21 protein-coding genes and 1 pseudogene are annotated in these 25,897 nt (G+C 72.8%); 20 read left to right on the top strand and 2 right to left on the bottom strand.

Features of this window, described 5'->3' with window-relative positions:
* Positions 1 to 127: 127 nt before the first annotated feature.
* The 4 genes and pseudogenes from HZB25_09020 to HZB25_09005 all read left to right on the top strand — a co-directional run bounded on the left by HZB25_09020 (position 128) and on the right by HZB25_09005 (position 4,042).
* Entirely contained in the window at positions 128 to 547 is a 420-nt protein-coding gene (locus HZB25_09020; GenBank protein MBI5837373.1) for a hypothetical protein, read from the top strand.
* 252 nt (positions 548 to 799) lie between these two features.
* Positions 800 to 1,363: pseudogene (locus HZB25_09015) on the top strand (GTPase domain-containing protein).
* 1,381 nt (positions 1,364 to 2,744) lie between these two features.
* Entirely contained in the window at positions 2,745 to 3,254 is a 510-nt protein-coding gene (locus HZB25_09010; GenBank protein MBI5837372.1) for a hypothetical protein, read from the top strand.
* On the top strand, positions 3,254 to 4,042 hold the full coding sequence (locus HZB25_09005) for a tryptophan synthase subunit alpha (GenBank protein MBI5837371.1): 789 nt from the start codon (positions 3,254 to 3,256) through the stop codon (positions 4,040 to 4,042). Before HZB25_09010 ends, HZB25_09005 begins: the two co-directional genes overlap by 1 nt.
* Positions 4,043 to 4,126: 84 nt before the next feature.
* Here HZB25_09005 and HZB25_09000 read toward each other — a convergent pair whose 3' ends face one another.
* A complete protein-coding gene (locus HZB25_09000; GenBank protein ID MBI5837370.1) occupies positions 4,127 to 5,083 on the bottom strand; it encodes an endonuclease/exonuclease/phosphatase family protein in 957 nt (318 codons plus the stop codon).
* Positions 5,084 to 5,913: 830 nt separating this feature from the next.
* Positions 5,914 to 8,151, bottom strand: coding sequence for a SpoIIE family protein phosphatase (locus HZB25_08995; GenBank protein ID MBI5837369.1), 2,238 nt, complete (start codon positions 8,149 to 8,151; stop codon positions 5,914 to 5,916).
* Positions 8,152 to 8,493: 342 nt separating this feature from the next.
* Here HZB25_08995 and flgF point away from each other — a divergent pair, with 342 nt between their 5' ends.
* The 16 genes from flgF to HZB25_08915 all read left to right on the top strand — a co-directional run bounded on the left by flgF (position 8,494) and on the right by HZB25_08915 (position 25,895).
* The gene (gene flgF / locus HZB25_08990) at positions 8,494 to 9,222 is read left to right on the top strand and encodes a flagellar basal-body rod protein FlgF (GenBank protein MBI5837368.1); all 729 of its coding nucleotides are present in this window, start codon (positions 8,494 to 8,496) and stop codon (positions 9,220 to 9,222) included.
* A gap of 29 nt (positions 9,223 to 9,251) precedes the next feature.
* On the top strand, positions 9,252 to 10,043 hold the full coding sequence (gene flgG / locus HZB25_08985) for a flagellar basal-body rod protein FlgG (GenBank protein MBI5837367.1): 792 nt from the start codon (positions 9,252 to 9,254) through the stop codon (positions 10,041 to 10,043).
* Positions 10,044 to 10,049: 6 nt separating this feature from the next.
* On the top strand, positions 10,050 to 10,721 hold the full coding sequence (flgA, locus tag HZB25_08980) for a flagellar basal body P-ring formation protein FlgA (GenBank protein ID MBI5837366.1): 672 nt from the start codon (positions 10,050 to 10,052) through the stop codon (positions 10,719 to 10,721).
* Positions 10,722 to 10,735: 14 nt separating this feature from the next.
* On the top strand, positions 10,736 to 11,347 hold the full coding sequence (locus HZB25_08975) for a flagellar basal body L-ring protein FlgH (protein MBI5837365.1): 612 nt from the start codon (positions 10,736 to 10,738) through the stop codon (positions 11,345 to 11,347).
* Between the two features lie 17 nt (positions 11,348 to 11,364).
* The gene (locus HZB25_08970) at positions 11,365 to 12,516 is read left to right on the top strand and encodes a flagellar basal body P-ring protein FlgI (protein ID MBI5837364.1); all 1,152 of its coding nucleotides are present in this window, start codon (positions 11,365 to 11,367) and stop codon (positions 12,514 to 12,516) included.
* Positions 12,513 to 13,793 carry a transglycosylase SLT domain-containing protein gene (locus HZB25_08965; GenBank protein ID MBI5837363.1) on the top strand — a complete coding sequence of 427 codons (1,281 nt, stop codon included), beginning with the start codon at positions 12,513 to 12,515 and terminating at the stop codon, positions 13,791 to 13,793. The genes HZB25_08970 and HZB25_08965 overlap by 4 nt, the downstream gene beginning before the upstream one ends.
* 111 nt (positions 13,794 to 13,904) lie before the next feature.
* Positions 13,905 to 14,402: a flagellar protein FlgN gene (locus HZB25_08960; GenBank protein ID MBI5837362.1), complete on the top strand. Its 498-nt coding sequence runs from the start codon at positions 13,905 to 13,907 to the stop codon at positions 14,400 to 14,402.
* A gap of 2 nt (positions 14,403 to 14,404) precedes the next feature.
* A complete protein-coding gene (gene flgK / locus HZB25_08955) occupies positions 14,405 to 15,757 on the top strand; it encodes a flagellar hook-associated protein FlgK (GenBank protein ID MBI5837361.1) in 1,353 nt (450 codons plus the stop codon).
* A 2-nt stretch (positions 15,758 to 15,759) separates the two neighbouring features.
* Positions 15,760 to 16,686 (top strand): hypothetical protein, encoded by a 927-nt coding sequence (locus HZB25_08950; protein MBI5837360.1) that lies wholly within the window; start codon positions 15,760 to 15,762, stop codon positions 16,684 to 16,686.
* 12 nt (positions 16,687 to 16,698) lie between these two features.
* The gene (locus tag HZB25_08945; protein ID MBI5837359.1) at positions 16,699 to 17,145 is read left to right on the top strand and encodes a flagellar assembly protein FliW; all 447 of its coding nucleotides are present in this window, start codon (positions 16,699 to 16,701) and stop codon (positions 17,143 to 17,145) included.
* Between the two features lie 50 nt (positions 17,146 to 17,195).
* Positions 17,196 to 17,441: a carbon storage regulator CsrA gene (csrA, locus tag HZB25_08940; protein MBI5837358.1), complete on the top strand. Its 246-nt coding sequence runs from the start codon at positions 17,196 to 17,198 to the stop codon at positions 17,439 to 17,441.
* A 210-nt stretch (positions 17,442 to 17,651) separates the two neighbouring features.
* Positions 17,652 to 20,252, top strand: a complete 2,601-nt coding sequence (locus HZB25_08935) for a glycosyltransferase (protein MBI5837357.1) — start codon at positions 17,652 to 17,654, stop codon at positions 20,250 to 20,252.
* Positions 20,240 to 21,220: an NAD(P)-dependent oxidoreductase gene (locus tag HZB25_08930; protein ID MBI5837356.1), complete on the top strand. Its 981-nt coding sequence runs from the start codon at positions 20,240 to 20,242 to the stop codon at positions 21,218 to 21,220. Before HZB25_08935 ends, HZB25_08930 begins: the two co-directional genes overlap by 13 nt.
* Positions 21,217 to 22,236 carry a DegT/DnrJ/EryC1/StrS aminotransferase family protein gene (locus HZB25_08925; GenBank protein ID MBI5837355.1) on the top strand — a complete coding sequence of 340 codons (1,020 nt, stop codon included), beginning with the start codon at positions 21,217 to 21,219 and terminating at the stop codon, positions 22,234 to 22,236. The genes HZB25_08930 and HZB25_08925 overlap by 4 nt, the downstream gene beginning before the upstream one ends.
* Positions 22,226 to 25,108: a glycosyltransferase gene (locus HZB25_08920; GenBank protein ID MBI5837354.1), complete on the top strand. Its 2,883-nt coding sequence runs from the start codon at positions 22,226 to 22,228 to the stop codon at positions 25,106 to 25,108. Before HZB25_08925 ends, HZB25_08920 begins: the two co-directional genes overlap by 11 nt.
* Complete coding sequence (locus HZB25_08915) at positions 25,098 to 25,895, top strand: glycosyltransferase family 2 protein (protein MBI5837353.1); 798 nt, start codon at positions 25,098 to 25,100, stop codon at positions 25,893 to 25,895. The genes HZB25_08920 and HZB25_08915 overlap by 11 nt, the downstream gene beginning before the upstream one ends.
* Positions 25,896 to 25,897 lie beyond the last annotated feature (2 nt).

Here is a 25,897-nt window from a genome sequence, read left to right as displayed (position 1 = left end):
CGGGGGGGGCCGGCCGGGAGCCGCCGGCGGGCCATACCCCTCGTTGACACTTATCGCCGGCTCTGGCTATAGTGCGACACCGTAACCGGGCGCCCGCCCAATGTCGGTCTTTCAAGGAGGAAGACCCATGCCCAGCCAGAAGCTCGTTCGCTGCGAAGTCAGCAGCGGCCGGTCCGCACCGAGCTCCCGCTACATCCCGATGGAAATCTTCGGCTTGTGGGAATACCTGATGGTCCACAAGCACGGCTTCGAGGTCCGCAACTGTGGCGCCTCGCTGTGGCTCGACCTCGAGGAGTCCCCCGAGGTCGCGTACAGCCAGAACACGTTCGACCGGGTGACCGAGGTCACGCTCTACGTCTATTCGGACACCGACGGCATGGTCACGCGCGTGTGTCGCTACTTCCCGACCGAGCACTACCCGGAGCTCAAGCGGATCTTCCTCTCGCACTACACCGCGCCCGACGCCCGCCTGGAGGGGGGCCCGCAGCTCAAGGAGAAGGAAGGAATCTGGATTCGCCGGAGCGCCGTCGCGGCCATGGCCAGCTGACGGTCGCGGGGCGATCGCGAGTCTGCCCGGTTCCCCGTGCAGTTTGCGCGTCCCGGCTCGACGAAACCCGCGAAAGCCGCCTGCAAAGTCCGCGCTCCCAACGACCGGGAGGCTGGCACGAATGGTGCGAATCTTCAGGGCAGGGAATCCGCGCCCAATGCGCCCAATCCCGCTGAAGGCTGCCGATTCGCATCGCAGGCGAGCACCGGCCTCACGCACCGCCGGGCGGGCCGCATCTCGCAAGGAGGCTTTGTGGTTGTCGTAAGTTATTCGGGCCGCGAAATCAACGCCAAGCTGGTCTATTACGGCACCGGGCTCTCCGGCAAGACCACCAACCTCGAGTTCATCTACGGCGCCATCCCGTCCACCAGCCGCGGCAAGATGGTCTCGATGAAGACCCAGAACGACCGCACGCTGTTCTTCGACCTGCTGCCCATTGACCTGGGCGAGATCTCCGGCTTCAAGACCCGGTTCATGCTCTACACCGTGCCGGGGCAGGTGTTCTACAACGCCACCCGCAAGCTGGTGCTGCGGGGGGCCGACGCCATCGTGTTCGTGGCCGACTCGGAGCGCGGCCGGATGCAGGAGAACCTGGACAGCCTGCAGAACCTGGTGGACAACCTGGCCGAGTACAACCTGTCCCTGGACCAGGTGCCCTGGGTGATCCAGTACAACAAGCGCGACCTGCCGGATGTCTACACCGTCGAAGAGCTCAACCGCGAGCTCAACCCCAAGGGCGTGCCGTGGTTCGAGGCGGTGGCGGTCAAGGGTGACGGAGTGTTCGAGACTTTCCGCGGCGTGTCGCGGCTGCTGCTCGAGAACCTGAACCGGGAGCTGAAGCTCGGCGCGCGCAGTTCGTCGGCGATGTCCGCCGGCGAAGCGCGTCCCATGGCTTCCGCGCCCGCTTCTCCTTCCGCCCCGCCGGCGGCGTCCGCGCCGGCGCCGGCGCGATCCCTGCCGGAGCCCGAGCCGGTGGCCTTCGAGGCCGCTTCCGCGTCCCACGCGCCGGCGCCGGCCGTCCGCGAGACGAGCCGGCCCGAGATCCAGGCTCCCGCTCCGGCGGTCTTCGATCCCGCCCCGGCGGCCGCCGCGCCAGGGGTGCGGGAGAGCCAGCCACTGGCACCGGCGCCGCCCCCGCAGCCGGCGGTGCCCGAACCGGAGCCGGCGATGGCTTCGGCCGCGGGCGCAGGCGCGGCGATGGCCGCGGCCGCTTCAGCGGACGCCTCCACGTACGGCGCTTCCCCGGCGGAGGCGTCCATGTACTCCGCGGCTGCTTCCCGGCGGGCTCCGTCGCTCGCGGAGCGGTTCGCCACGTGGCTCAAGACCGGCAAGGGCAATGGCGTCGCGCCCCCGGTCCAGGAGTCCGTCGAGGCGGTGGGAGTGTCTGAGTTTGCCGCGCGGCAGCAGGCGGAATCCGCCGGCTTCGCGGCCACCGCGGTGGAGACGTGCGCGCCGCCGGCGGTGGTGACCCGGCCGGAGCCGGCCACAGTGTTCGAGCCGCCCGCGGTGTCCGCATCGTTGGAGGAGGCGGCCGCCGTGCAGGCGGACGAGCTGCCCCCGCCCTCCGACGACCGTCCGCTGGACCTGCCCGACTTCCGCGAGGGGTTCGGCAGCCGCGACTTGCCGGAGAGCATCGGCGGTCGCCCGGGCGCCGGCTCGCAGGCGCCGTACCCGAAGCTGCAGGCCGAAGTCGTCGAGTTGCACCACGAGGTTGGAGCCCCGGTCGCGGCGGCCCACGGCGAAGCCGGGCCCGCACCGGTGGACCGCACCTTTACCATCCCGGTGAGCCTCTCGGGGCTGAAGCCGGGGCAGAAGGTGCGGATCAACCTCGTCATCGAGGTCCAGGCCGTCGACGAGTAGGTCGCCGGCTCGCCTGGACGTCACTGCGCGGGCGGCCTTCGCGGGCCGCCCGTCCCATTCCGCCTGCGGCCCCCGTCCTGCGCGCCGGGGGCCGGGGCGTTTCCGGGGGAACCCCGCGGTCGTCTCGCGCGTCCTATTCAGTACCGGCCGCGACGGCCCCGGGGGAGTCTGCGCCCTTCCGGACGTTGCGGCAGCGGCGATTACGCCGCGGCGACCCCAGCCGACCTCCCGGGGTCCCGATTCCCTGGCCGTTGACTTGCCCGGCCAGCCTGACCTAATCTAGAGGATGTGTCGGCCGGGGCCTGGCCTCCGGTCTTCCAGGGAGGAACGCAAACCCATGAAGCGCTGCCTGGCAATTCTCGTGGTTCTCGCCGCCTGCGCCACCACCGCGCGCGCGGAGGACACCTACCTTTCGCGCAGCGGGCTGGACATGTTCGGCCGTTCGTCGGAGCAGGGCTCGCCGGCGGGCTATTCGGGTTCGGGCTCGCGCTCGCTCCTGGGGGCGCTGGACCCCAGCCGCTTCAAGATCACCAACGAGACCACCTTTTCGGTGATGTCGGGCGGCGGCGGCACGCTCTCCCAGGGACTGAACGTCACCCGCCTCAACTACCGCGCCTCGGGCCCGCTCACCATGTCGGTGGGGGTGGGCAACCTGTTCATGTCCAGCGGCTCGTACTTCGGCTACTCCGCCAAGCCGGGGCTGTTCCTGCACGACGTCAACTTGAGCTACAAGGCCGGCGAGCACTCGCTGATCACCATCCAGTACCAGCGCATGCCGGGCACCTGGAACCCGCGCTACACGCCGCTGGGGTACGAGACCGACCCGGTCTCGATGTTCCCGCGCTGATGCCCGCGGCGCGTCTCGAGACGGCTCTCCGGGTCTGCTCCCCGGGGGGCCGTCCCGCTTTGGTGCCGTTCCTGACCGCAGGCCACCCCGACCCCGCGCGAACCGTGGACGCCGCCGTGGCACTGGCCGCGGCCGGGGCCGCCGCGCTCGAGCTGGGCATCCCGTTTTCCGATCCCATCGCCGACGGGCCGGTGATCCAGGCCTCCTCGCAGGTGGCGCTGGGCCACGGCATGACCGTGGAGCGCTCGCTGGCCATGGCTGCCGAGATCCACGCCCGCTGCGCCCTGCCGATCGTGATGATGACCTACGCCAACCCGCTGCTGCGTTTCGGCGCCGGGGCGTTCGCGCGCCGTGCCGCGGAGTCGGGGGTGGACGGGGTCATCCTCACCGACGTGCCTCCCGACGAGCTGCCGGAGGTGTGGGACGCGCTGCGCGACGCCGGCGTGGGCGCGGTGCGCCTGGTCACTCCGCTCACCCGCCCCGGGCGGCTGCGGCGGATCCTGGAAGGCGCGGGCGGCTACGTGTACGTGGTGAGCCGCACCGGGGTCACCGGCAAGGGCGAGGCCGCCGCGGGCCTGGAGGAGCTGCTGCGCGGATTGCGCGCCATGACGCCGCTGCCGGTCGCCGTGGGCTTCGGCATCGAGAGTGCCGCGCACGTGGGCCGGTTCACCGGCCTGGCGGACGCGGTGATCGTGGGCTCGGCGCTGCTCAAGCGCATGGACGCCGCCGGACCGGAGGGCGCCGCCCGCGCGGCGGGGGCGTTTCTCACCGGGTTGCGCGCCGGCTGACGGGGCCCGTGCCCGCGACGGCGCGCCCCGCGCCGGATGGAGCACGCGAGCGGCGCCGGCCGCGCCACACCGCTCACGGCCGCCTCAGCGAAACTCCGCACCCACCGGGGCGTGATCCGAGAGCCCCTCCGGCCCGTCCAGCCCCACCACCGTCCACCCGCGCCCGCCGCTCCATCCGCGGCCCGCGAACCAATCCAGCTTCAGCAGCGCCCGCCGCTCCATCCTCGCGAGCACCGCGTTCCGGAACGGCCCCAGCAGCGTGGACAACCCGCGGGCCTCACGCACGCGCTCGAAGCGCAGCCGCAGGGTGGGCGCGAAGTCGGTGAACGGCTCCCACGCGAAACCCGCGTCCCGCAGCTCGTCGAACAGGAACTCGCGCGTGCGCCCCTCGAAGGGCCTCACGAAGCGGCGCTCCAGCGCGGCTTCCGGGGCCAGCAGCAGCGGCAGGCCCGCGCGCAACGAAGCCAGGGGCACGCCCCGGTCGAATGTGTGGGTGTTGAAGTCGCCGCCCAGGATCACCGGGCGGGTCTCGCCCCGCAGCGCCTCCGCCGCGGCCCGCACCTGCGCCGCGCGGTGGGCGCGCCCGCGGTGCACTTCCAGGTGCGCGGCGACGGCCACGAATGGCGCGCCGGGGCGCAGCACCTCCGCCACCAGCGCCACGTGCCGGCCGAACATGCGCTCGACCTCGAACTGGAATTCGGAGGGAGAGGGAAGCTCCACAACGCGGACCGCGCCCAGCGGCCATCGCGACAGCCCCGCCAGGCCCAGGAGGCCTTCCGCATTCCCACGTCCGCCGGCGGCGGCCACATCGTCGTCGCGCCCCGCGGTGATTTCCAGGAACATCGGGGCCCACGCCGCGAACCGCCCCAGCGCCGCGCCCAGAGAGGCGGCCACGTCGAGGTTGCCGGAGCGCGCCATGCCCACATCCACTTCGTTGAGCAACACCAGGTCCGCGTCCGCGAGCCCGGGCTCCTCCCGCAGCGCCCGCTCGATGCCGGCGCGGCGCAGGGCCTTCTCGATGTTCCAGTGGACGGCTCGCACTGGTTTCGGGGAATCCGGCGCCGCGGCAGTCGCCGGATCCCCGGGCGGCAGCGACGCAACCGGGCCGGGCGCTCCGGGTCGCGGCCCTCCGGCGGTCGGCACATGCAGCCTCACGTGGCCGAGCACGCGCGCCAGGCGGGCCCGCAGCCCGGGTCCTTCCGGGGCGGCGAGCAGCGCGCGCAGAGTCCTGAAGCGGCGCAGCGATTGCTGCAGTTCCCGGCATTCCGCGAGAAGGCGGGAGGTCTGGTCGAAGGGATCCATCGCGGGGCCAGTGTAGCGGAGAGGGGGGGCAGGGAGTAGCGGCGGGCAGGCGCGGCGGCGCGAAGCCTCCCGCCATTCGCCCCAAACGCGAAACCCCGGCCGCTTCCGTGCGGTCGGGGTTTCCGGATTCATCGTGAGCGTGCGGGGCCGTCCCGCGGCCGTCGCGCACTCCGGTGTGCGCCGGGGATCAGGGAATTTCCCCGGCGTCTCTGCCTTCGGGTCACCTTCCGGCTAGCGGTGCAGCCACCAGAAGATGTCGATCAGGAGCCCTAGAATGACCGGATCCATGGTTCCCTCCAGGGACGGGCTCTTCACCCGTGTCCCAGGCTGCTCGAGGGGCCCGCCGTCGCAGGGGTCCAGGCGAGGTGAGGCGGGTCCGGTTTCGGTTGGGGCCGTGGCAGAGGACCGGTAGTCTACCGGCTTCGCCTTCCGGGTTGAGCGTCACCTCCATTGGCCAGGGTGCCGGCGCAATGCGACCGGGGGCGTCACCTGGGGTATCGGCAGAAAGCACCGGACTCTGAAGGGGGGATTGCATGGATGGGGCCAACGGGGATTGGGGGCCGGAGAGCTTAGAGGAACTTCATCGCCACGACCGTGACGTCGTCTCCAAGTGGCGCACCGCTAAAAGCTTGCACGTCTTCGATGACCCGGTCCACCAGGCGGTGGGCGCGCAGGTGGCGGTGCCGGGCCAGGGCGGATTCCAGCCGGCCGTCGCCATAGAAATCGTCGCCCGAGCGTTCTTCGACCACCCCGTCGGTGTAGAACACCAGCAGGTCGCCGCGCTCCAGCTGTAGTTCGCCCTCCGGGTAGCCGGCATCCGGGGACACTCCCAGCAGCAGGCCGCCCTCGTTCAGCCGTTCCACCGAGCCGCTGGCGCGCAGCAGCATGGGCGGCGGGTGCCCGCCGTTGGCGTAGCGGATGCGCCGCTCGCGCACGTCCACCTGCGCGTAGAAGAGGGCCACGTACCTGCGGGGATCGTCCTCCGGGCGCACCCGGGCGTTGAGCAGGGCCAGCAGCTCCCCGGGGCTGGGATGGCGCGGCGCCTCGGCGCGGAACTGGGCCTGCAGGCCGGCCATCAGGAGCGCGGCGGGCACTCCCTTGCCGGAACTGTCGGCGATCACGAACCCGAAGCGGTGGTCGCCCTGCGGCATGAAATCGAAGTAGTCGCCCCCGACCTCTTCGCAGGGCAGGCTGGCGCTGGCCAGGTCCAAGGTGGGGTAGATCGGGGTGTGGGCCGGCACCAGCATGCGCTGCAGGTGCCGGGCCACCAGCAACTCGCGCTTGAGGTGGGCCTGGGTCTCGGCCTCCCGCTGCGCCCTCTCGCGGTCCAGCGCGCGCGACGTCTGGTCGGAAAGCCCGGTGAGCAACTCGAGATCGGCGGGCTCGTACCACGGGCCCGCGGCGCGAGGTCCCAGCACCCACAGCCCCACCAGCCGCCCATCGAGGCGCAGCGGCGCCAGGGCGCAGGCGCGCATGGCGTCGAGCGCGCGCCGGGATTCCAAAGGCAACCCGCTCCATGCGGCGGTGTCGGGGTCCCACGGCGCCGCCTCATCCAGGCCGGCCAGCGCGCAGTCCGGGGGCACGCACAGTTCGGCGGGGGGGTCGGCGTCCGCCGGCACGGCGCGGCGCAGCCGCAGCGCTTCGGGCGCGCTTCCATGATAGAAGGCCAGCTGCTTGAGCCCCAGCGCCGCCAGCAGGCCCGGGAAGCCCCGCTCCATCAGGGCGTCCACGGTGGGCACGCGGGCCAGTTCGTGGGTGAGGCGCAGCAGCGCCGCGCGGTAGTCGAATGGGCCGCGCAGGAAGAGCTGGTCCACCGCGGTGGAGAGCCGCGCCCGCGCGGGCGCGAACAGCAGCCCGGCGGCGAACACCGAGAGCGCCGGCCACACCAGGTCCGGCAGGTGCGTGGCCCGCGAGAGCCACCGCCCGGCGACCTGCGCCAGCAGCACGTACACCGCCAGCGAGGCGGCGGCCAGCGTGCTGTAGACCAGGCCCCGCTTGAACGCCACCTCGAAATCGAAGAGCCGGTGCCGCACCGCGGCGTCGGCGAACGCGGCCGGGACCAGCAACAGCGAGAGCGAGGCGTAGCGGCTCCAAGGCACCGCCGACAGCGGCACCCACATCAGGGCCACCGTGGTCAAAGCCGGCGGCAGCAGGCCCACCAGCGTTCCCCACAGCGCCACCCGCATCCGGTTGCGCTCCACCGTGGTGCGCACGCGCCGGTAGGTGCGCAGCAGCAGCGCCGATGCCACCGCGAGCGCGCCCAGGAAGTAGAGCGCCGCCACCCCCTGGGCCGCCTCCAGCGCCCGGTGGTACTCCCCCGGGGCGGCCAGCGCCGCCGTGGCCACGCTGCCGTTCACCAGCAGCAGCGCCACCGCCGGCAGGTACACCGCGGCCAGGCGCCGCCTCGAGGGTTGCGGCCCGCCGGCGCGCGGCGGGAAGAGCATCACGAAGTGGATCAGCAGGGGCGGGAAGCCCAGCTGCGCCGCCTGCAGCACCCACTCCTCCAGGGGGGCGGGCACCTCGGGGGGCAGCTGCAGGGAGGGCTTGAAGATGAGCGCCAGGAGCACCGACAGCAGCAGGAACAGCGCGGTCGCGGGCTGCGGCCTGCGGCGGTGGACCCACAGGCCCAGCAGGATGAGCGCCAGGCCGGAGAGGGCCAGCAGCGCCTGCCAGGTGATCTCGCGCGCCGGGGGGTGCCCCCCGCGAGGTCCGCGGGCCCGCCGGGCTCCACCATGTCCACGCGGCCGCTCTGCACCGCCGCCCCGGTGTAGGGCTGTCGAAAGCCCTGCACCACGGCGAGCAGCCACACGGCGGTGAAGAAGAACGCTGTCGGATATACCAGGGTGCGCGTTCTGGTCATCCCGGACCTCGTTTCGTGGCTTCGCATTATTGCACGCGCCGGCCGGGCTTCGGGCGGCAGAATTTGCCGCCCGCGGTCAATTTGTTCCTGCCCCCGCGGCCCCGACAGCCCCGCCACGCCCTCGGGGGCCGGGACCTCCACACCTGCGCCCCCGCCGCGCCTCTCCCAGCGAATTCGGCACATGGGCGCGCCGCCCGGGGCCGTCCCCGGCCGCTCGCGGGCCCGTGGCACGTCCGTTGCGATTCCGGCTGCCGGACAGGTCTATCCGGCCGCCGCGGAGGTGAACGTCGTGATCGAGGGACTTCGTCGGGCTCGTGAAGGCATCCTGCCGCGCATCGCGCAGCAGGAAACGCTGGCCAACAACCTGGCCAACGCCCTCACGCCCGGGTTCAAGCGGGACAAGGTGAGCTTCCAGAGCGTGCTCAAGCAGGCCGCCGCGGGTGGCTCGCCGGCCCCCATGCCCGGCGGGCCGTCGCTGGCCGCCGACCCGCGGACGCGCCCCGACATGCGGCCGGGTTCGGTGGACCAGACCGGCAACCCGCTGGACCTGGCCATCACCGGCGACGCCTTCTTCGCGGTGAGCACTCCCGCGGGCGAGCGCTACACCCGAGCCGGCAACTTCACGATGAACGCCGGGGGCCAGCTGTCGCTGCCCGACGGTTCCCAGGTCCTGGGGGAGGGCGGCCCGATCCGCGTCGAGGGCGACGTGACGATCTCGCCCGACGGCACGGTGACCACGGGCGGCCAGCCCGCCGGCAGGCTGCGCCTGGTGAAGTTCCCCGAGGGTGCGGAGCTGACGCGCGAAGGCGCCACCCTGTGGGCCTCGTCCGGACAGCCCGTCGCCGCCACGGGCGCGACGGTGAAACAGGGGTTCCTCGAAGGTTCGAATGTGAACCCGGTCGAGGAGATGATCGACATGGTGGCCGCCTTCCGGAGCTACGAGTCGAACATGAAGAGCGCGCAGCTCCAGGGCGACACCCTCTCGGTGCTCATCAACAACGTCGGCCGCGCCCGCTAGCGGGCCCCGACTGAAGAAAGGGAATCACCATGATCCGTGCGATGCGCACCGCTGCCTCGGGCATGCAGGCCCAGCAGACCTACGTGGACTCGATCGCGCACAACCTGGCGAACGTGAACACCACCGGCTACAAGAAGTCCCGGGTGCAGTTCCAGGACCTGCTCTACCAGACCGTCAAGCCCGCCGCGGGCGGCGCCCCGGGCACCGCGCAGCAGACGCCGGTGGCCATGCAGATCGGGCACGGCACGCGCCTGGTGGGCTCGCCGAAGATCTTCGCGCAGGGCGACAGCCAGACCACCGGGAACCCGCTCGACCTGCTCATCGAGGGCGACGGCTTCCTGCAGTTCACCCGTCCCGACGGCATCACCGTGTATTCGCGGGACGGCTCGCTGCGCCTGGACGAGGAGGGCCGCCTGGTTAACGCCGAGGGCCTGCCGATGCAGCCCGAGATCACCATCCCGTCGGAGGCCACCGCGGTGCAGATCTCCAAGGACGGCACCGTCGCGGTGACCGTGCCGGGCAGCAACCAGCCGCAGCGTGTGGGCCAGATGGAGATGGCGCGGTTCATCAACGAAGCGGGCCTCTCCAGCGAGGGCGGCAACCTGTACGCCGCCACCTCCAGCAGCGGCCAGCCGGTCACGGGCGTGCCGGGCCAGACCGGCCTGGGCAGCATCCAGCAGGGTTTCCTGGAGCGTTCGAATGTCGAGGTGGTGGAGGAGATGGTGGACATGATCGTGGCCCAGCGAGCCTACGAAGTGAATGCCAAGTCCATCCAGACCTCCGACGAGATGATGGCGCAGGCCAACAACATTCGCAGGTAGGCGGCGATGAACCTGGTCTCATTCCTGGTACTCGCGCTGGGGCTGAGCGGCACGCTCGGAGAGACGGACCTCGTCCGGCTGGCGTCCGAGCGGCTGCCGCACACCCTGGGCGGCGACTCCCTGCGCTGGAGCCTGGCCCGGCCGTGGACGGCGATGCCCGTGCCGGCCGGCGCCACCGGGGTGCGGCTGGTGCCGCCCACGGGCGAGCCGCGCCCGGGAGTGGTGCCGTGCACCGTCCAGGTGCTGCGCGACGGGCGGATCCTGAACGCGGTCACCGCCGCGCTGCGCTGCGAGCGCGTGGGAGCGGGGCTGCGGGTGCTCCGGGCGGTGCGCGCCGGCGAGGTGCTGCAGCCCGGGGACGTGGATGTCTCGGTGGAGGTCCTGCCGCCGGGCGAGCGTCCGGTGGCCGGGCCGGCCCAGGCGGATGGCATGCGCATGCGGCGCACCCTGGCGGCCGGTTCGTGGCTCACCCCGGCATGCCTGGAGCGCGCCCCGGTGGTGAAGCGCGGGACGGCACTGGCGGTGAGCGCCCAGACCGCCACCGTGGTGATTCGCTTCCAGGCCCAGGCGCAGCAGGAAGGCGGGCTGGGCGACGTGATCCGGGCCCGCGGGCCCAACAACGGCACGCTGCTGAAGGTCCGGGTGACCGGCCCCGGCGTCGCCGAACTCGTGCCGTGAAGGGGGTCTCCAGGATGCGATCGAAGCACGCATGGTTCGCGGCGTCCGCCGCGCTCGGCCCGGCGGTGGCCGCGCTGCTGTGCCTCGCGGGGCCCTCGGCGGCGGAATCGCTGTGGAAGGAGGGCGCGCCCGGCATGTTCGCCGACCGGCGCGCCCGCGGGGTGGGGGACCTGGTCACGGTGCTGATCGTGGAGTCGGCCAGCGGATCCAACCAGGCCACCGCGCAGACGGCCAAGGAGAGCAAGTTCAGCAACAACGGGGCCCCGGGCATCGGCCTGTTCGGGTTCCTGAAGGCCTTCAAGACCGAGGCATCGTCCAAGAACGACTTCAACGGCTCGGGCAAGAACGACCTCAACAGCAAGCTCAACGCGCGCCTGACGGCGCGCGTGGTGGGGGTGGACCCCAACGGGAACCTCCAGATCCAGGGCGACCGGCTGGTGGGGGTGAACAACGACAGCGAGGAGATCACGATCACCGCGACGGTGCGCCCCGAGGACGTGAGGGGCGACAACACGGTGCTCTCCACCTACCTCGCGGACGCGAAGATCGCCTACAAGGGCCACGGCCCCAACACCGCCGCACAGCGCCAGGGCCTGATCTCGCGCGTGCTCAACTGGATCTTCTGACCGGGGGGACGCAGACCATGACCGTGCCGAGCTCCAGACGCCTTCCGCCCGCCGGCCGGGCCGCGACCGCCGTGCTGCTGGTCGCCCTGGCCGCGTGCGCGTGCGGCGGGCCCGCGCGCGCCGCGCGCCTCAAGGACGTGGCGCACCTGCAGGGCGTGCGCGAGAACCAGCTCACGGGCTACGGCCTGGTGGTGGGCCTCGACGGGACCGGCGACAAGCAGGGCACCGGGTTCACGGTGCGCTCGCTGGCCAACCTGCTGGTGGCGCAGGGCGTGAACCTGTCGCCCGCCGAGATCAAGGTGAAGAACGTGGCCGCGGTCATGGTGACCGCCAACCTGGGCGCGTACCAGCGCTCCGGCGGCCGCATGGACGTGACGGTTTCGTCGCTGGGCGACGCCAGCAGCCTGCAGGGCGGGATGCTGCTGCAGACCCCGCTGCGCGGCGCCGACGGGCGCGTCTACGCCGTGGCCCAGGGGGCCGTGAGCATCGGGGGTTTCTCGGCGGGCAGCGGCGGGGGCAACTCGGTGCAGAAGAACCACCCGCTGGTGGGCCGCGTGCCCTCCGGCGCCCTCGTGGAGCGCGAGGTGCCCATGGAGATCGAGGGCCAGGGCGGGGTGCAGGTGGTCCTGGACCAGCCCGACTTCCTGACCGCATCGCGCGTGGCGCGGGCGGTGAACGAGAGGCTGGGCGCGACCCTGGCGGTGGCCCGGGACGCCGGCACCGTGGCGGTGTCGTACCCGGATTCCACGTGGGGCGCCCGGCAGGCGGAATTCGCCGCGGCCCTGGAGCAGATTGACGTCGAGCCCGACCAGCCCGCGCGGGTGGTGATCAACGAGCGCACCGGCACGGTGGTCGCGGGCGGTGCGGTGCGGCTGCTGCCGGTGGTGCTGGCGCACGGCGGGCTGACCATCGAGGTGAAGGAGAGCACCCCGGTGATCTCGCAGCCGGAGCCCTTCGGCTCCGACAGCTCGCGCACCGTGGTGGAGCGGGTGGACGAGCTCACCGCGAAGGAGCAGGGCGGGCACGCCATCGCGCTGCCCGGGGCGGCCACGCCTGAGTCGCTGGCGCGCATGCTCAACACCATCGGCGTGACCCCGCGCGACCTCATCGCCATCTTCCAGGCGCTCAAGGAAGCCGGCTCGCTGCAGGCGGAGCTGGTCATCCTGTGAGCACCGCCCCCGCGCCGCGCGCCGAGGTGGCGCGCGTGGACGCCCCCGGCCTCGACGCCGCGCGCGCAGGCGCGCAGCGCGCGAAGCTCAAGAAGACCTGCCAGCAGTTCGAGGCGGTGCTGGTGGCGCGGGTGCTGCAGGACATGCGCCGGACCACCATGCCCAGCGGGCTGTTCGGCAAGGGCATGGACAACGAGGTGTATGGCAGCTTCATGGACCAGGCGGTGGCAGAGAAGGTGGCCGCGCGCTCCGGTTTCGGCGTGGCCCCGATGATGGAGCGCACGCTGGCCGACCGGATGCGCCCGCAGCCCGAACGGTCCGGAGACGGTGCACCCATCCGGCTGCCGCGCGGCGGCGACGAGACCGCCGGCGCGCCGGTGGCGCTGCCTCGCGCGGACGGCGCGACCGCCCCCGCGCCGGTGGCCCTGGGCGGCGCGGCGGACGCCCTGCCGTGGTGCTCCGGGAGCGCCGCGGGCCCGGTATCGATTCCCGCCGACGTGCGCGTCCAGGCCTATCGGGCGCAGTCCGCGTCCGCGTCCGCGGAGGGCGGCCTGCAGGCACGGCCTTCCCGGCACACGAATTCGCCCTCCGCTCCGCGCGCCGCGCACGCCGCCGGGATTCCCCCGGCGCCGGCGCCCGCGCCGGGCGGGCTGGGCAGCCTGGCCGCCGAGATCGAGTCGGCTCCGGCCCTTTCGGCCGCCGCGCCGCGCGGGCGGGCCATCCCCGCCGCTCCGGACTCCCGGGCCGCGGGCACCCAGCCCGCCGGAGCTCCGACCCAATCCGCGGGCCCGCGCGAAACCGCGACGCTGCCCGCGCACCGCGTCCGCGCCGCCGCCCGTCCGGGCCCTGCCGACCGCACCGCCGCGGCCGCGGCCGCATCCGGTGCCCGCCGCGCCTCGCCGGAGCTGCAGCCCATGATCCTGCGGGCGGCGCACGAAACCGGCGTGGACTCCCGGCTGCTGGAGGCGGTCCTGCTCACCGAGTCCGCCGGCCGCCCGCGCGCGGTCTCGCCGAAGGGCGCCTCGGGGCTGATGCAGCTGATGCCCGACACCGCGCGAGCCATGGGCGTGAAGAATGTGTTCGATCCCTGGGAGAACGTGCGCGGCGGCGCCCGCTACCTGGCCCAGCTGCTGGACCGCTTCGGCGGGAGCGTGACGCACGCGCTGGCGGCCTACAACGCCGGTCCGACCGCGGTGGAGCGCCACGGCGGCGTGCCACCGTACCCGGAGACGCGCCGCTATGTCCGCCAGATCCTGGGCCGGCTCGACCGGTCCTGACCCGGGCGGGGCGGAAGCCCCGGTCCCGCAATTCCTTGAATTACGCGCCGGCCGGAACAGGTCAAGTTTTGCCGTCCGCGGCCGATACTGTCTGTCGAGGGAGGGAGCCCCATGCAGCTGCTACTCGAGGAACTGAGCCAGGTCCTGGCGGAAGAGTACCGCCACTACGAGCGCCTGTTCACGCTGAGCCAGGAGGAGCAGCGGCTGCTCGTGGCCAGTGACGCGGGCTCGCTGGACCGGGCACTGGTCGAGATGCGCGCGGTGGCCTCGCGCGTCGAGGAACTCGCGGAGCGCCGGGCGGGGATCCTGTGCAAGATCTCGGAACAGACCGGCATCCCCGCCGAGCAGCTCACCATGGAGCGGCTCTCCCAGATGTCCCTGGGCGTGGCGGCGGTGCGCCTCGACCGGCTGCGGACCGAGTTCCGCGACATGATGGGGCGCCTGCACACCCTGAACGGGCAGAACCTGCTGCTGATCCGCAACAGTCTCGACATGACCGACCGCGCAGTCCGCCTGATCCTGGGCGAGACCGGCCAGGTCCAGTTCTACGGCGAGGCGGGGAAGGCTGAATCCGCCGGCGGCCCGCGCATCGTGAGCCGGAGGATCTAGCCATGTCGGGCCTCATTTCCCAGCTCGAGATCGCCCGCCGCGCCCTTCAGGCCCAGCAGAATCTGCTGAGCGTGGTGAGCCACAACATCGCCAACGCCAACACCCCGGGCTACACGCGCCAGGTGGCGCTCCTGGGCGCCACGGACCCGGTGGACTACTTCCCGGGCCAGCTCGGCACGGGCGTGACGGTCACGCAGATCCGCCGCATGCGCGACACGCTGGCGGACGTGCAGACCCGCATGCAAAGCAGCAACGCGGGCCGCTGGGGAGTGCGCGAAAACGTCTTCGGCCAGCTCGAGGCGGTGTTCAAGGAGCCCAGCGACAACGGGCTCTCCGCCACCCTGGGCAAGTTCTTCGATTCCTACCAGGTGCTCGCCAACCACCCGGAGGACCTCTCCGCCAAGGCGGCGGTGATGAACCAGGCCCGCTCGGTCGTGGACACCTTCCACGGCCTTGCCGCCCAGCTCCAGAGCATCTCGGACAACGTGGACGGCCAGATCAAGGGCGACCTGATCAAGTTCAACAGCAACCTGCAGCAGATCGCCGCCCTCAACACCCAGATCGCGGCGGTCACCAGCGCCGGCGAGCAGCCCAACGACCTGCGCGACCGGCGCGACATGCTGCTGGACGAGATCTCCGGCATGGCCGACATCAGCTTCGACGAGCACCGCGCCGGGGTGGTCACCGTCCGCGTGGGCGGGCTGAACCTGGTGGACGGCGACCAGGTTCGCACCGTGAGCGGCGTCGCCAACGTGGGCGGCCGGATGGTCATGCAGACCACCGACGGCAACTCGGCCCCCGTGCTGCGGGGCGAGATCGCGGCCCTGGAGGAGCTCAAGGTCAACACCCTGCCCGGGTACAAGACCCAGCTGGACACGCTCGCCGCCACCTTCGCCAGCCAGGTGAACGCGATCCAGTCCACCGGCCCCACCGGGGCGAGCATCTTCAGCGGCAGCACCGCCGCGGGCCTGGGCCTGGACCCGCTGACCGAGGCCAACCCCGGCCGCATCGACACCGGCACTTCCGGCGCGCCGGGCGACAACAGCCTGGCGCTCCGCCTGGCGGGGCTGCGCGACACGCTGACCATGTCGGGGGGGACCACCACCTTCCACGGCTTCTACGAGGGCATCGTGGGCTCGGTGGGCGCGAGCAGCGCGCAGGCCATCGACATGAGCCAGAACCAGAGGCTGCTGCTCCAGCAGATGCAGAACCAGCGCGAGGCGGTGGGTGGCGTGAACAACGAGGAGGAGATGACCCATCTCCTGACCGCGCAGAAGTCCTTCCAGGCCGCCAGCCAGCTGGTGACGGCGGTGGACACGATGATGAGCACCATCCTGGCGATGGTGGCGAGGTAGTCATGCGGATCAGTTCCCGGATGTACGCGGACTTCTTCCTGAGCGACCTGCAGGCGCACCAGCAGCGGTTGTTCGAGCTCCAGCGCGTCGTCGCCACCGGGAAACGGATCCTCACGCCCTCCGACGACCCCGTGGGGGCCCAGCAGGTGGCGGCGACGATCAACGCGCTGAGCGCCAACCAGCAGTACCAGTCGAACGTCTCCGACGCCAAGACCATCGTGGAACAGGCCGCCTCGGTGGCCAAGGCCGCCGGCAAGACGCTGGCCGACGCCATCGTGACCGCCCAGCGCGGCGCCAACGACTCCAACACCGCGTCGGCCCGCACGGCGCTGGCGGCGGCAATCGACCAGCTGCTCGAGACCGCGCTGGACACGGGCAACGACCACAGCCTGAGTCGCTACACCCTGGCCGGCACCCACACCAGCACGCCGCCGTTCGTGGCCACCCGGGACGGGTCGGGCAAGATCACCGCGGTGGCCCTTGACCCGGCCGTGACCACGGACGCCATCAACCGGCAGATCGACAAGGGCAACATCCTCAAGGTCAACCTGAACGCCGCCGATATCTTCGGGGGCACGGGCGCGCCCCCGGGCTCGATCGACTACTTCGCCAGCCTCATCCAGTTGCGAGACGCGCTGGCCGCCAACGACGGCAACGCCGTCCGCGCGCTGGTCCCGCAGCTGCAGACGCTCCACGAGCAGGTGTCGGCGCAGGAGGCCCTCGCGGGGTCTCGCTGGCAGCGGCTCGACGACGTCCAGACGAAACTCGAGGACCAGGCGGTGGTGCTGCAAAGCAACCGCTCGCGCGTGGAGGACATCGACACGGCGAGCGCCGCCGCGGATCTCCAGGCGGAGCAACTCATCTACCAGCAGGCGCTGGCGGTGGGCAACAGGATCCTGCAGATGGGTCTTGGCCAGCTGCTGGGCTAGAGGGAAAGGCTCATGAAGCTCAACAACTCGCAGTTCGGCGAGGTGGACCTGCCCGATGGCGCCGTGTACGAGTTCAAGCACGGCCTCCTGGGGTTCGAGGAGCTGCGCCGCTTCGGTTACCTGCATCTCGATGAGTACGCGCCCTTCGACTGGCTGATCGCGGTGGACGAGCCCGAGATCTGCTTCCCGGTGGTATCGCCGCTGTTGCTCAACCCGAAGTACGTGGTGCCCCTGGGTGAGGTGGAACGCCGGGCCCTGGGCTCGGTGCCCGAGGACCCGGTCGTGCCGCTGGTGATCGTCTCGGTGGGGACGGGACAGCCCCATGTGACCGCCAACATGCGCGGCCCAATCATGCTCAATCCCAAGTCCCACAAGGGTATGCAGGTGGTCCTCTTCGAGAGCGGTTACCCGGTGCGGGCGGAAATTCCGCTTATCTCCGAGACACAGACCGTGCGATAATGAGCCGGGTTCGGGCGCCCGATGGCGTCCGGCCGCGGAGGCAGCAACTGATGCTGGTCCTAACACGGAAGTTGGGCGAGAACATTCGGATCGGGGACAACGTGAAAATCACGGTCCTCGAAGTCCGCGGCACGCAGGTGAAGCTCGGGATCGAAGCTCCGCCCGAGGTGATCGTTCACCGCGAGGAGATCTACGAGCGCATCCAGGAGGAGAATCGCCGCGCGGCGAACGCCTCCCCGCTGGACATCAAGGATGCCGCCCGGGTGCTCCGGAAGGTGAAACCCAAGAAGGACTGATCCTCGGCCAGATTCTGGGCGCCCGGTGGCTTATCCGCCGGCGCCCTTTTCCGTTCCGCCCGGTGGCCATTTCCCGGCCCCGGCGCTTCCTCAAGGCATTCCGTAAGATAGCCCCTCGCTTCGATTGCCTTCCCGCATGGCACATCGGTTGCTCTCCGCAGGATGTCCGGCCCGCCCGGCCATCCGTCTTCCATTTCCGCGCGAGGAGCCATGCCGCCGAAAGCCAGCATCCTGGTCGTCTGTTTCAACCACCTCGCGCACACCCGCGCCTGCCTGGAGCGGGTGCGCGACGTCACGCCCGCCGGCCTCTACGAACTGGTGGTGGTGGACAACGCGTCCACCGACGGCACCGGGGATTGGCTGGCGGCGTTCCGGGGCAGCCTCCCCGAGGGCGCCATGCAGGTGATCTCCAGCCCGGAGAACCTCGGCTTCGTGGACGGCAACAACCGCGCTGCCGAGGTCGCGGGCGGCGAGTACCTGGTGTTCCTCAACAACGACACCCTCCCCGCGCCCGGCTGGCTCGAGGCGCTGGTGGATACCGCCGAGCGCGACGCCACCGCGGGAGTCGTGTGTGCGCGCCTGCTCAACACCGACGGCACGCTGCAGGAGGCGGGCGGCATCCTCTTCTCCGACGCCACCGGATGCAACTACGGCCGCGGCGGCGATCCCGAGGCTCCCGAGTACGCCTACGTCCGCGAGGTGGACTACGGCTCCGGCGCCTGCCTGCTGGCGCGCGCCAGCCTGTTCCGGAAGCTGGGTGGCTTCGACCGCCGCTTCGCGCCCGCCTACTACGAAGACACCGACCTGTGTTTCGCCGCGCGCCGCGAGGGCCTGCGGGTGGTCTACCAGCCCGCCGCACGGGTGGTGCATCACGAGGGCGTGACCGCGGGCCGCGACACCGAGTCCGGATTCAAGAAGTTCCAGGCCGTCAACCGGCCCAAGTTCCTCGAGAAGTGGACCGCGGAACTGCGCCTCCAGCCGGTCGTGACCCGCGACCCGCGTGAGACCGCGCGCGCGGCGCACCGCATCTCGGGCCGCCAGGTGCTGATGTTCCACGAGATCCCGCCGCTCTTCGACCGCGCCTCCGGCTTCCAGCGCATCCACAACATGGTGCGGCTCCTCGCGGAGCGCGGCCACCACGTGACCGTGGCCTGCCTGCACAGCGGGGAGCACGAAGGCATCGATCTGGCTCCCTACGTGGAGCGGCTGCGCGCCACGGGAGTGATGGTGTACCCGCTGGACCGCCCGCTGCAGGGCAGCCCGCCGCGGGTGGACCCCTCCGCGGCGATGGGCGCGCTGCTCGCGGGTCGCGACTACGACGTCGCGCTGCTGCCGTTCTACGAGTCGGCCCTGCGCCTCATTCCCCGGCTGATCCAGGAGAGTCCGCGGACGCGCATCGTGATCGACTCGGTGGACCTCGATTTCCTGCGGCACGCCCGCCGCGCGCGCCAGGAGGACCTCCCGGAGACCTGGAGGCCGTTCCGTCAGATGCAGGCCCGGGAACTGGCGGCCTACCGCTGCGCCAACACCGTGCTGACCGTCACCGAGGACGACCGACTCGAGCTGCTGCGCCACCTGCCGGATCGCGACGTGCGCGTGGTGCCCGACGTCTACCACGTGGACGAGCACGAGCCCGGTTTCGAGGCGCGCCGCGACCTGGTGTTCCTGGCGGGCTTCCGCCACCTGCCCAACGTGGACGCGGTGGCGTGGTTCCACGCCGAGGTGTGGCCCCGGGTGCGCGAACTGCTGCCCGGCGTGCGCTGGCGCATCGTGGGTGACCGCCCGCCGGAATCGGTGCGGCGGCTCCACGGAGGGGACATCGAGGTCACCGGTTACGTTCCCGACCTGGCCCCGTACCTCTCCGGGGCCCGCGTCTCGATCGCCCCGCTGCGCTACGGTGCGGGGCTCAAGGGCAAGATCGCCATGGCGCTGGGCTGCGGCCTGCCGTGCGTGACCACCCCGGTGGGCGCCGAGGGCATGCACCTGGTGGATGGGCGGAACGCGAGGATCGCATCGGACCCCGAGGGGTTCGCCCGCGCCATCGCGGAGCTGTACGACTCGAAGGAGGCGTGGGAGGCGCTTTCGCGCGCGGGGCGCGAGCTGGTGCGAGAGGCGCATGGCGACGAGCGCATCGCCAGCCTCCTCGGACCCGCTCTGGGCCTGGGACCGGACGGGCCCCGGGAGGAGCGCGACCTGGGCGATCCGGTGCACCTGGCCGACGCCATGAGCCGCGGGCACGAACTGCTCGAGTCCAACTCCCCCGAGGCCGCGTCGGAAATCTTCGCCCGCGTGCTGGGCGCCCATCCGCACCTGCCCGGGGCCGTGTCCGGCCTGGCGCTCTCCCTGGCCGCCATGCGCGACTTCGGCGCCGCGGGCGAGCTGATGCGGCGGGAGTTGCTTGAAACCCCGCGACCCGCCGTGCTGCTGGTGGCCTGCGGGCGCGTGCTGGAGGCCGCCGGGCGGGTGCAGGACGCCGTCGGACAGTACCAGCAGGCGATCAACCTGGAGCCCGCCAACACCTGGGCGGTATCCGAGGCCACGCGCCTCGCGGAGACCCACGGGAACCTGCCGGTGGCGGCCAGCGGCTATGCGCGCCTGTGCGAGCTGATGCCCGGCGAGCTCGCGCCGGCCCTGCGGCGCGCCGACCTCCTGGCGCGCATGGGCGATTACGCCGGGGCGCGGGACGCGACCGCCGAGGCGCTGCGCCGCGCGCGCGCCCAAAGCCGGATGGACCTGGTGGAGGGCCTGGAGGAGGCGCTGCGGGCCCGGCCTGCGCCGCGCCCCGGGAAGGCGGAGGCGTGCGCGGCCTGAGCGCGGCGTTGGTCGGCGGCTCGGGCGCCCTGGGCCACGCGCTGGTCGCCGAGTGGCTGGCGCGCGGACACTCGGTGCGCGTGCTGGGCAGGTCGGAGGCCTCCGCCCGCGGGTACGCGGAGCTGGCGGGCCGGGAGGGATTCCTGGGTTTCAGCGCGGGCGCCGTGGGCAACCCCGAGGAGCTGCTGCCGGTGTTCTCGGAGCGGCCGGCGGTGTGTTTCTGGCAGGTGCCGCGTGCCTCCGCCGCGGACGCGTCGCCGCGTGAGGCGTTCCGCCGCGTGGTCGGCGAGGCGCTGGAGGTGGTGGAGGCGTGCCGGGCGCACCGGGCGCGGCTGGTGCTCGCGGGCAGCTCCGAGGTGCTGGAGCCCTACCGCGGCCGGGAGAAGCAGTCGGAGTCCTGGCCCACCGCGGCGCGCACACCGCGCGCCGCGGCGCTCCTGGCGGCCGAGCAGCTGGCGCTGTCCTGCGATCACACCCACGGTTTGCCGGTTTCGGTGTGCCGGGTGTTCGGCGCGTACGGCCCCGTTCCCGAAGGGGAGGAGGACGACAGCGTGATCGCCACGTTCGCCCGCCGCGTCGCCCGCGGCGAGAAGGTGAAGATCCACGGCGACGGCCGTCAGAGCCGCGACTTCGTGCACGCCCGGGACGTGGCGCGGCTGCTGGCCGAGATGGGCGAGGATCTCCGCGTGCACGGCACGGTGGTGCACGCCGCCTCCGGCGAGGAGACGCGCCTCTCCGAGCTGGGGCGCTCCATGTCGGCGGGGGTCGGCTACACCTTCGTCACCCACCCCGCGCCGCTGGCCGAGATCGGCCGCATGCGCGGGGACCCCTCGCTCGCGGCGCGGCTGCTGCGCTGGGCCCCGTCGGTGACGCTCCGGGAAGGGCTGCGCGAGATGCGCGCCTGGGCCGCCGCGGACGCGGGCCGAACCCGCGATGCCCGCGGCGCGGCCTGGAGAGCCGCCTCGTGAGCGCGCTGCGCCAGCCGATCCGCCCCGCGGGGCTGCCCGAGGGACTGGAGGACCACCTGGAGGTGGTCGCGCTGACCCGACCGGTCCCGTTCCGCACCGCCGCGCAGGCGCTGTCGCGCACGCTGGGCCTGGGGCCCGGCGCGCGCGTGGCGCTGCCGGTGTGGGGCTGCACGCAGGCCGCCGAGGCTCTGAGGCGGGGCGGTTGTGACGTGGTCCCGCTGGATGTGGATCCCGACACCGGGCGCCTGGATGTGTCCTCGGTGGCCCGCGAAGGCCGGGGCTTCGAGGCCCTGTGGTGCGCCGACGTGGACGGCCTGCCGCCGGACGGACCGCAACTGGCCGCCCTGGCCCGGCGCCGTGACGCGGTGGTGGTCGAGGAGGTGCGCGAGTCGCTGGGGGCGATGGCCCAGGGCTTCCTTCCGGGGGCCCACGCCGACGCGGTGCTGCTGCACGGTCCCGACCGCGCGGCGCGCATCGCCTCGGCCGACGCGGGCACGGTGGAGGAGGCGGGTCGCAAGCTGCCCCCGCCCTCCGTTGAGGTGGGGGCGCCGGCCGATCCGGCGCTGGAGGAATTCCTGGCGGCCCTTCCCGCGCGCGTCGCGGGGCAGCGCCGCCTGGCCGCGCTCTGGGAATCCGCCTGGGGCCCGCTGGATGGCGTCCGCCTGCCCGAGTACGCGCGCGGCACCCGCGGCACGTGGCCGCGCTACACGGTGCGGGTGCTGTTCGGCTCGACGGCCTATCCCAACGCGGCATGGGCGCGCCAGCTGCACGCGCGCGGCGTGCGCGTGGCGCGGCCGCAGCTGCGGCTGGCCCTGGGGCTGGACCCCGACGATCCTCACGTGCGGCGGAGCTTTCCCGGCGCGGTGGAGTACCTGCGGCGCGCGCTGAGCTTCCCGTGCGAGGCCGCGGTGACGCTGGAAGAGGCGGAGCGCACGGTGTACGCGCTGGACGAGCTGGCCCGCCGCGAGGCGGCCGGCCACGAAAGGCGACCGGACGGAGGCCGAGATGCTGGGTGACGTGGTGCGCTGGGCGCCGCTGACCGGATTCCTGGAGGACGCCGGCCTGGACTGCTCCTCGGTGCTGGAACTGCGGCACGGCCGGGACGGGTGGAATGGGGCGTGGGACGCGCCGCACCTGGGCCTGGGGCCGGTGTACGGGGCGCGTCCGGGGCGGGCGGAGATCACGCTGCTGGGCGATCCCGCCCGGCCGGCGCTGCGCGAGGGCGCGGTGCGGGCCGTGGCGTGGACCGACGCCGGCGCCGACCTGGCGGAAGGGGAACTGGAGGCGATCCTCACCGCCGCGATGCGGGTGGCCGCGGAGCTGGTGGTGGTGGCCGCCCCCGCGGGCCTGGCCGGGAGAATCGAGTGGCACGCCCGCTCCGACGGGCGCTTCGAGACCCGCAGGCTCCCCTGGGGCAGCGCGGCGGTGGAGTGCGCCGCCGCCCAGGCCGACCGGTTGCCCGAGGTGCGCCCCGAGGTGAGCCGCGCGCTGCGCTCGCAGCGCGGCGCGTGGGCGCGCCTGGCTCGGTCCACGGCCTCCCCGGATTCGGGGCGCACGCTGGTGGTCCTCACGCGCCTGGAGCCCCGGGTGCCCGTGCTCGACAGCCTCTCCGGGCTCCCGGGCTCCGGCCCGGCCGCCGTGGCGGAGGCGCTGGCGCCGGCCCTGCTGTGCCCGGCCTGCGCCGCCGCCGCGGTTTGCGCCACCGGCCGCGAATGCCGTCCGCTGGAGTGCACCGCGTGCGGCGCGGGCGCGGCCGCCGGCCTGCGCGGCTTCCCGGACCTGCGGCCCTCCGCGTGGCGGTGCGACCCGGCCACGAAGCGTCCCGACGCCACCGTGGTGATCCCCGCCTACGGGAAGTCCGAATGGACGCGGCAGTGTCTCGCCTCGCTCTTCTCCGTCCCCGCGGGGGCCAGCTTCGAGGTGGTGGTCGTGGACAACGCCTCGGTGGAGGACCCGCGCGAGGCGCTGGCGGAGTTCCTGCCGCGCATCCGGCTGATCCGCAACCCGGTGAATGTCGGGTTCGCGAGGGCCTGCAACCAGGGCGCGCGCGCGGCCGCCGGTTGCCACGTGCTGCTGCTCAACAACGACACCGAGGCGCACCCGGGCTGGCTCGGGCCGCTGGTGGAGGCGCTGGACCAGGACCCCACGGTGGGGATCGCGGGCAGCAAGCTGCTGTTCCCCGACGGGACCATCCAGCACGCCGGCGTGACGGTGGCCGGCAACCCCGACTTCCCGCAGGGGGTGACCGGGTTCCACATCTACCAGCACGACCCGGCCGGGGCCCCGCACGTGGACCGTCCGCGGGACTTCCAGGTGGTCACCGCGGCGTGCTGCCTGGTTCGCGGGGAATTGTTCGACGCGCTGGGCGGTTTCGATCCCGCCTACTGGAACGGCTTCGAGGACGTGGACCTGTGCTTCCGCGCCCGGGCCCACGGCTTCCGCGTGGTGTACCGACCCCGCAGCGTCCTCACGCACCACGAGTCCATGGGCGGCCCGGAGCGCTTCTCGCGCATGTCGCACAACGCCAAGGTGCTCAACGCCCGGTGGGCGGGGCGGGTGCGGCCCGACGTTCATCCGGTGCATCTCGAGGACGGGTTCCTGACCTGCTGGCGCCGCCGGGGCGGGGGGCCGCGCACGGAGGTGCTGCCCGTCGGCCTCACCTCCGTGGTGCTCCTGCCCGGGCATGGCGTGCGCCAGGCCGCGGAGTGCGCGGAGGCGGTGCGCCGCCACACGACGCTGTCCCACGAAATCCTGGTGGCCTGGGACCCGGGCTGCGGGGCATTCCCCGCGGAGCTGGCGCGGCTGGGTGCGCGCGCGGTCGGGACCGGGTCCGCCCCGGGCCTGTCCCGCGCCGCCAACGCCTCCGTGCGCGCGGCCAAGGGACGCTTCGTGGTGCTGCTCGACGACCGGGCCCGGGTGACCGCCGGGTGGCTCGAGGGGCTCCTGGGGGCGCTGGCCGACCGGGACGCGGCCGGCATGGCCGGCCCGCTGCTGCCGGTGCCCTCCGGCGCCCAGGCGGTCGGCGAGGCGCTCTGCTCGGCCGGGCCGGCGGAGGCCGCGGCGCAGCTGCGCGCGCTGCGGCGGATGGACTACGCGGACACTCCCGGGCTCCGTCCCGAATGCCTGGCGCTCCGGTGCGAGGTGGTGGAGCGCATCGGCGAGCTGGACGAGGCGCTGGACGGGCAGGCGGCCGTGGACGACTTCTGCCTGCGGGCCCGGGAGTCGGGCCTGGGGCTCACGGTGGCCCGCGACACCTACGTGCACGTGGACGGCGGGGACCCGGAGGAAGGCGCGCCTTCGGCGGCGCGGGCGTTCGCCCTCAAGTGGGGCGTGACCGCGGCGGAGTACTTCCTGCTGGGGCACCCGCCGGTGCGCGCCGTGCCGGACCTGCCCGAGGCGGGCGACCCCGCGGTGCGCGCGCTGCTGCGCGCCGCATCGGAAGAGCTCGACGCGGGGCTCGTGCGCGAGGCGGTGGCACGCCTCGAGGCCGCCCACGCCACGGGCGACGGGCCGGCGGAACTGGCGCTGCTGCTGGGGATTGCGCGCTGCGCTTGCGGAGACTTCGAAGCCGGGGCCCGGGAATTCGCGGAGGCCGTGCGACGCGCCCCGCGCTCGCGACGGGCGCTGGGCCACCTGGCCCACGTGCTCCGCCACCTGGGGCGCGGGGAGGAGGCCGCCGGGGCGTTCTCCCGGCTGCTCGAACTGGATCCACAGGATCCTGAGGCGCTGCTGGACACCGGGGACTGCCTGCTCTCCATCGGGCGCACGGACATGGCGGTGCAGTGCTTCCACCTGGCCCGCAAGCTGGCCCCGCGAAACGAGGACATCCACGACCGGCTGCGCCTGCTGGGCGCCGCCGGGGAGGAGGAACTGCCCCTTGCCGGTTGAACGCGGAATCGAACCCCGGCTCACGTCCATCCTGGTGCCGGTATGGAACCAGCTGCCGCTGCTGCGGCTGGCTCTCGAGAGCATCGGCCGCCACACCCGGCAGCCCCACGAGATCGTGATCGTGGACAACGGCTCCCGCGCGGACGTGCGCGAGGACCTCGCCGGCCGCGACGTGCGCCTGATCGTGAATCCCGGGAACCGCGGCTTCGCGGCTGCCGTCAACCAGCTGGTGGACGCTTCCCGCGGCGGGACGCTGGTGCTGCTCAACAGCGACGTGCAGGTCACTCCGGGCTGGCTGGAGGAGCTGCACGAGGCGCTGGCGTTGCCCGGCGCGGGGCTGGCGGGCCCGCTCACCAACAACTGCTCCGGTGCGCAGTGCGTCCCGGTGGACTACGCGCGCAGCGGCGGGCCCGACGGCGTGGCCCGCACCCTGGCCGCCACGCGCTTCGGCGCGGTGCGCGAGGTGGAGCGATTGGTGGGTTTCTGCCTCGCCTTCACCCGGGAGACGGCCGACGCCGTGGGCGAATGGGACGAGCGCTTCGGGATCGGCAACTTCGAGGACGACGACTACTGCCTGAGGACCCGCCTGCTGGGCCTGAAGTGCCTGGTGGTGGAAAGCTGCTTCGTGCACCACGAGGGCAGCGCCACATTCCGCGCCGAGGGCGTGGACTACATGGCGTTGATCGAACGCAACCGCGCCCTGTTCCAGCAGAAATGGCGCAACCCGGAGCTGGCGCTGCTGCCCAGCCTGCTCCGGCGGCTGGAGACGGCGCAGCGGGCGGCGTAGCG

Source organism: Candidatus Eisenbacteria bacterium, from assembly GCA_016235265.1.
Lineage (GTDB): Bacteria > Eisenbacteria > RBG-16-71-46 > RBG-16-71-46 > JACRLI01 > JACRLI01.
This window is presented reverse-complemented; position numbering and strand designations above follow the sequence as displayed.

Bases quoted from the DNA above. Each gene is read 5' to 3' on its own strand.
- HZB25_09020 (MBI5837373.1), top strand. From the start codon at position 128: ATGCCCAGCCAGAAGCTCGTTCGCTGCGAAGTCAGCAGCGGCCGGTCC.
- HZB25_09010 (MBI5837372.1), top strand. From the start codon at position 2,745: ATGAAGCGCTGCCTGGCAATTCTCGTGGTTCTCGCCGCCTGCGCCACC.
- HZB25_09005 (MBI5837371.1), top strand. From the start codon at position 3,254: ATGCCCGCGGCGCGTCTCGAGACGGCTCTCCGGGTCTGCTCCCCGGGG.
- flgG (MBI5837367.1), top strand. From the start codon at position 9,252: ATGATCCGTGCGATGCGCACCGCTGCCTCGGGCATGCAGGCCCAGCAG.
- flgA (MBI5837366.1), top strand. From the start codon at position 10,050: ATGAACCTGGTCTCATTCCTGGTACTCGCGCTGGGGCTGAGCGGCACG.
- HZB25_08975 (MBI5837365.1), top strand. From the start codon at position 10,736: ATGCGATCGAAGCACGCATGGTTCGCGGCGTCCGCCGCGCTCGGCCCG.
- HZB25_08970 (MBI5837364.1), top strand. From the start codon at position 11,365: ATGACCGTGCCGAGCTCCAGACGCCTTCCGCCCGCCGGCCGGGCCGCG.
- HZB25_08960 (MBI5837362.1), top strand. From the start codon at position 13,905: ATGCAGCTGCTACTCGAGGAACTGAGCCAGGTCCTGGCGGAAGAGTAC.
- flgK (MBI5837361.1), top strand. From the start codon at position 14,405: ATGTCGGGCCTCATTTCCCAGCTCGAGATCGCCCGCCGCGCCCTTCAG.
- HZB25_08950 (MBI5837360.1), top strand. From the start codon at position 15,760: ATGCGGATCAGTTCCCGGATGTACGCGGACTTCTTCCTGAGCGACCTG.
- HZB25_08945 (MBI5837359.1), top strand. From the start codon at position 16,699: ATGAAGCTCAACAACTCGCAGTTCGGCGAGGTGGACCTGCCCGATGGC.
- csrA (MBI5837358.1), top strand. From the start codon at position 17,196: ATGCTGGTCCTAACACGGAAGTTGGGCGAGAACATTCGGATCGGGGAC.
- HZB25_08935 (MBI5837357.1), top strand. From the start codon at position 17,652: ATGCCGCCGAAAGCCAGCATCCTGGTCGTCTGTTTCAACCACCTCGCG.
- HZB25_08920 (MBI5837354.1), top strand. From the start codon at position 22,226: ATGCTGGGTGACGTGGTGCGCTGGGCGCCGCTGACCGGATTCCTGGAG.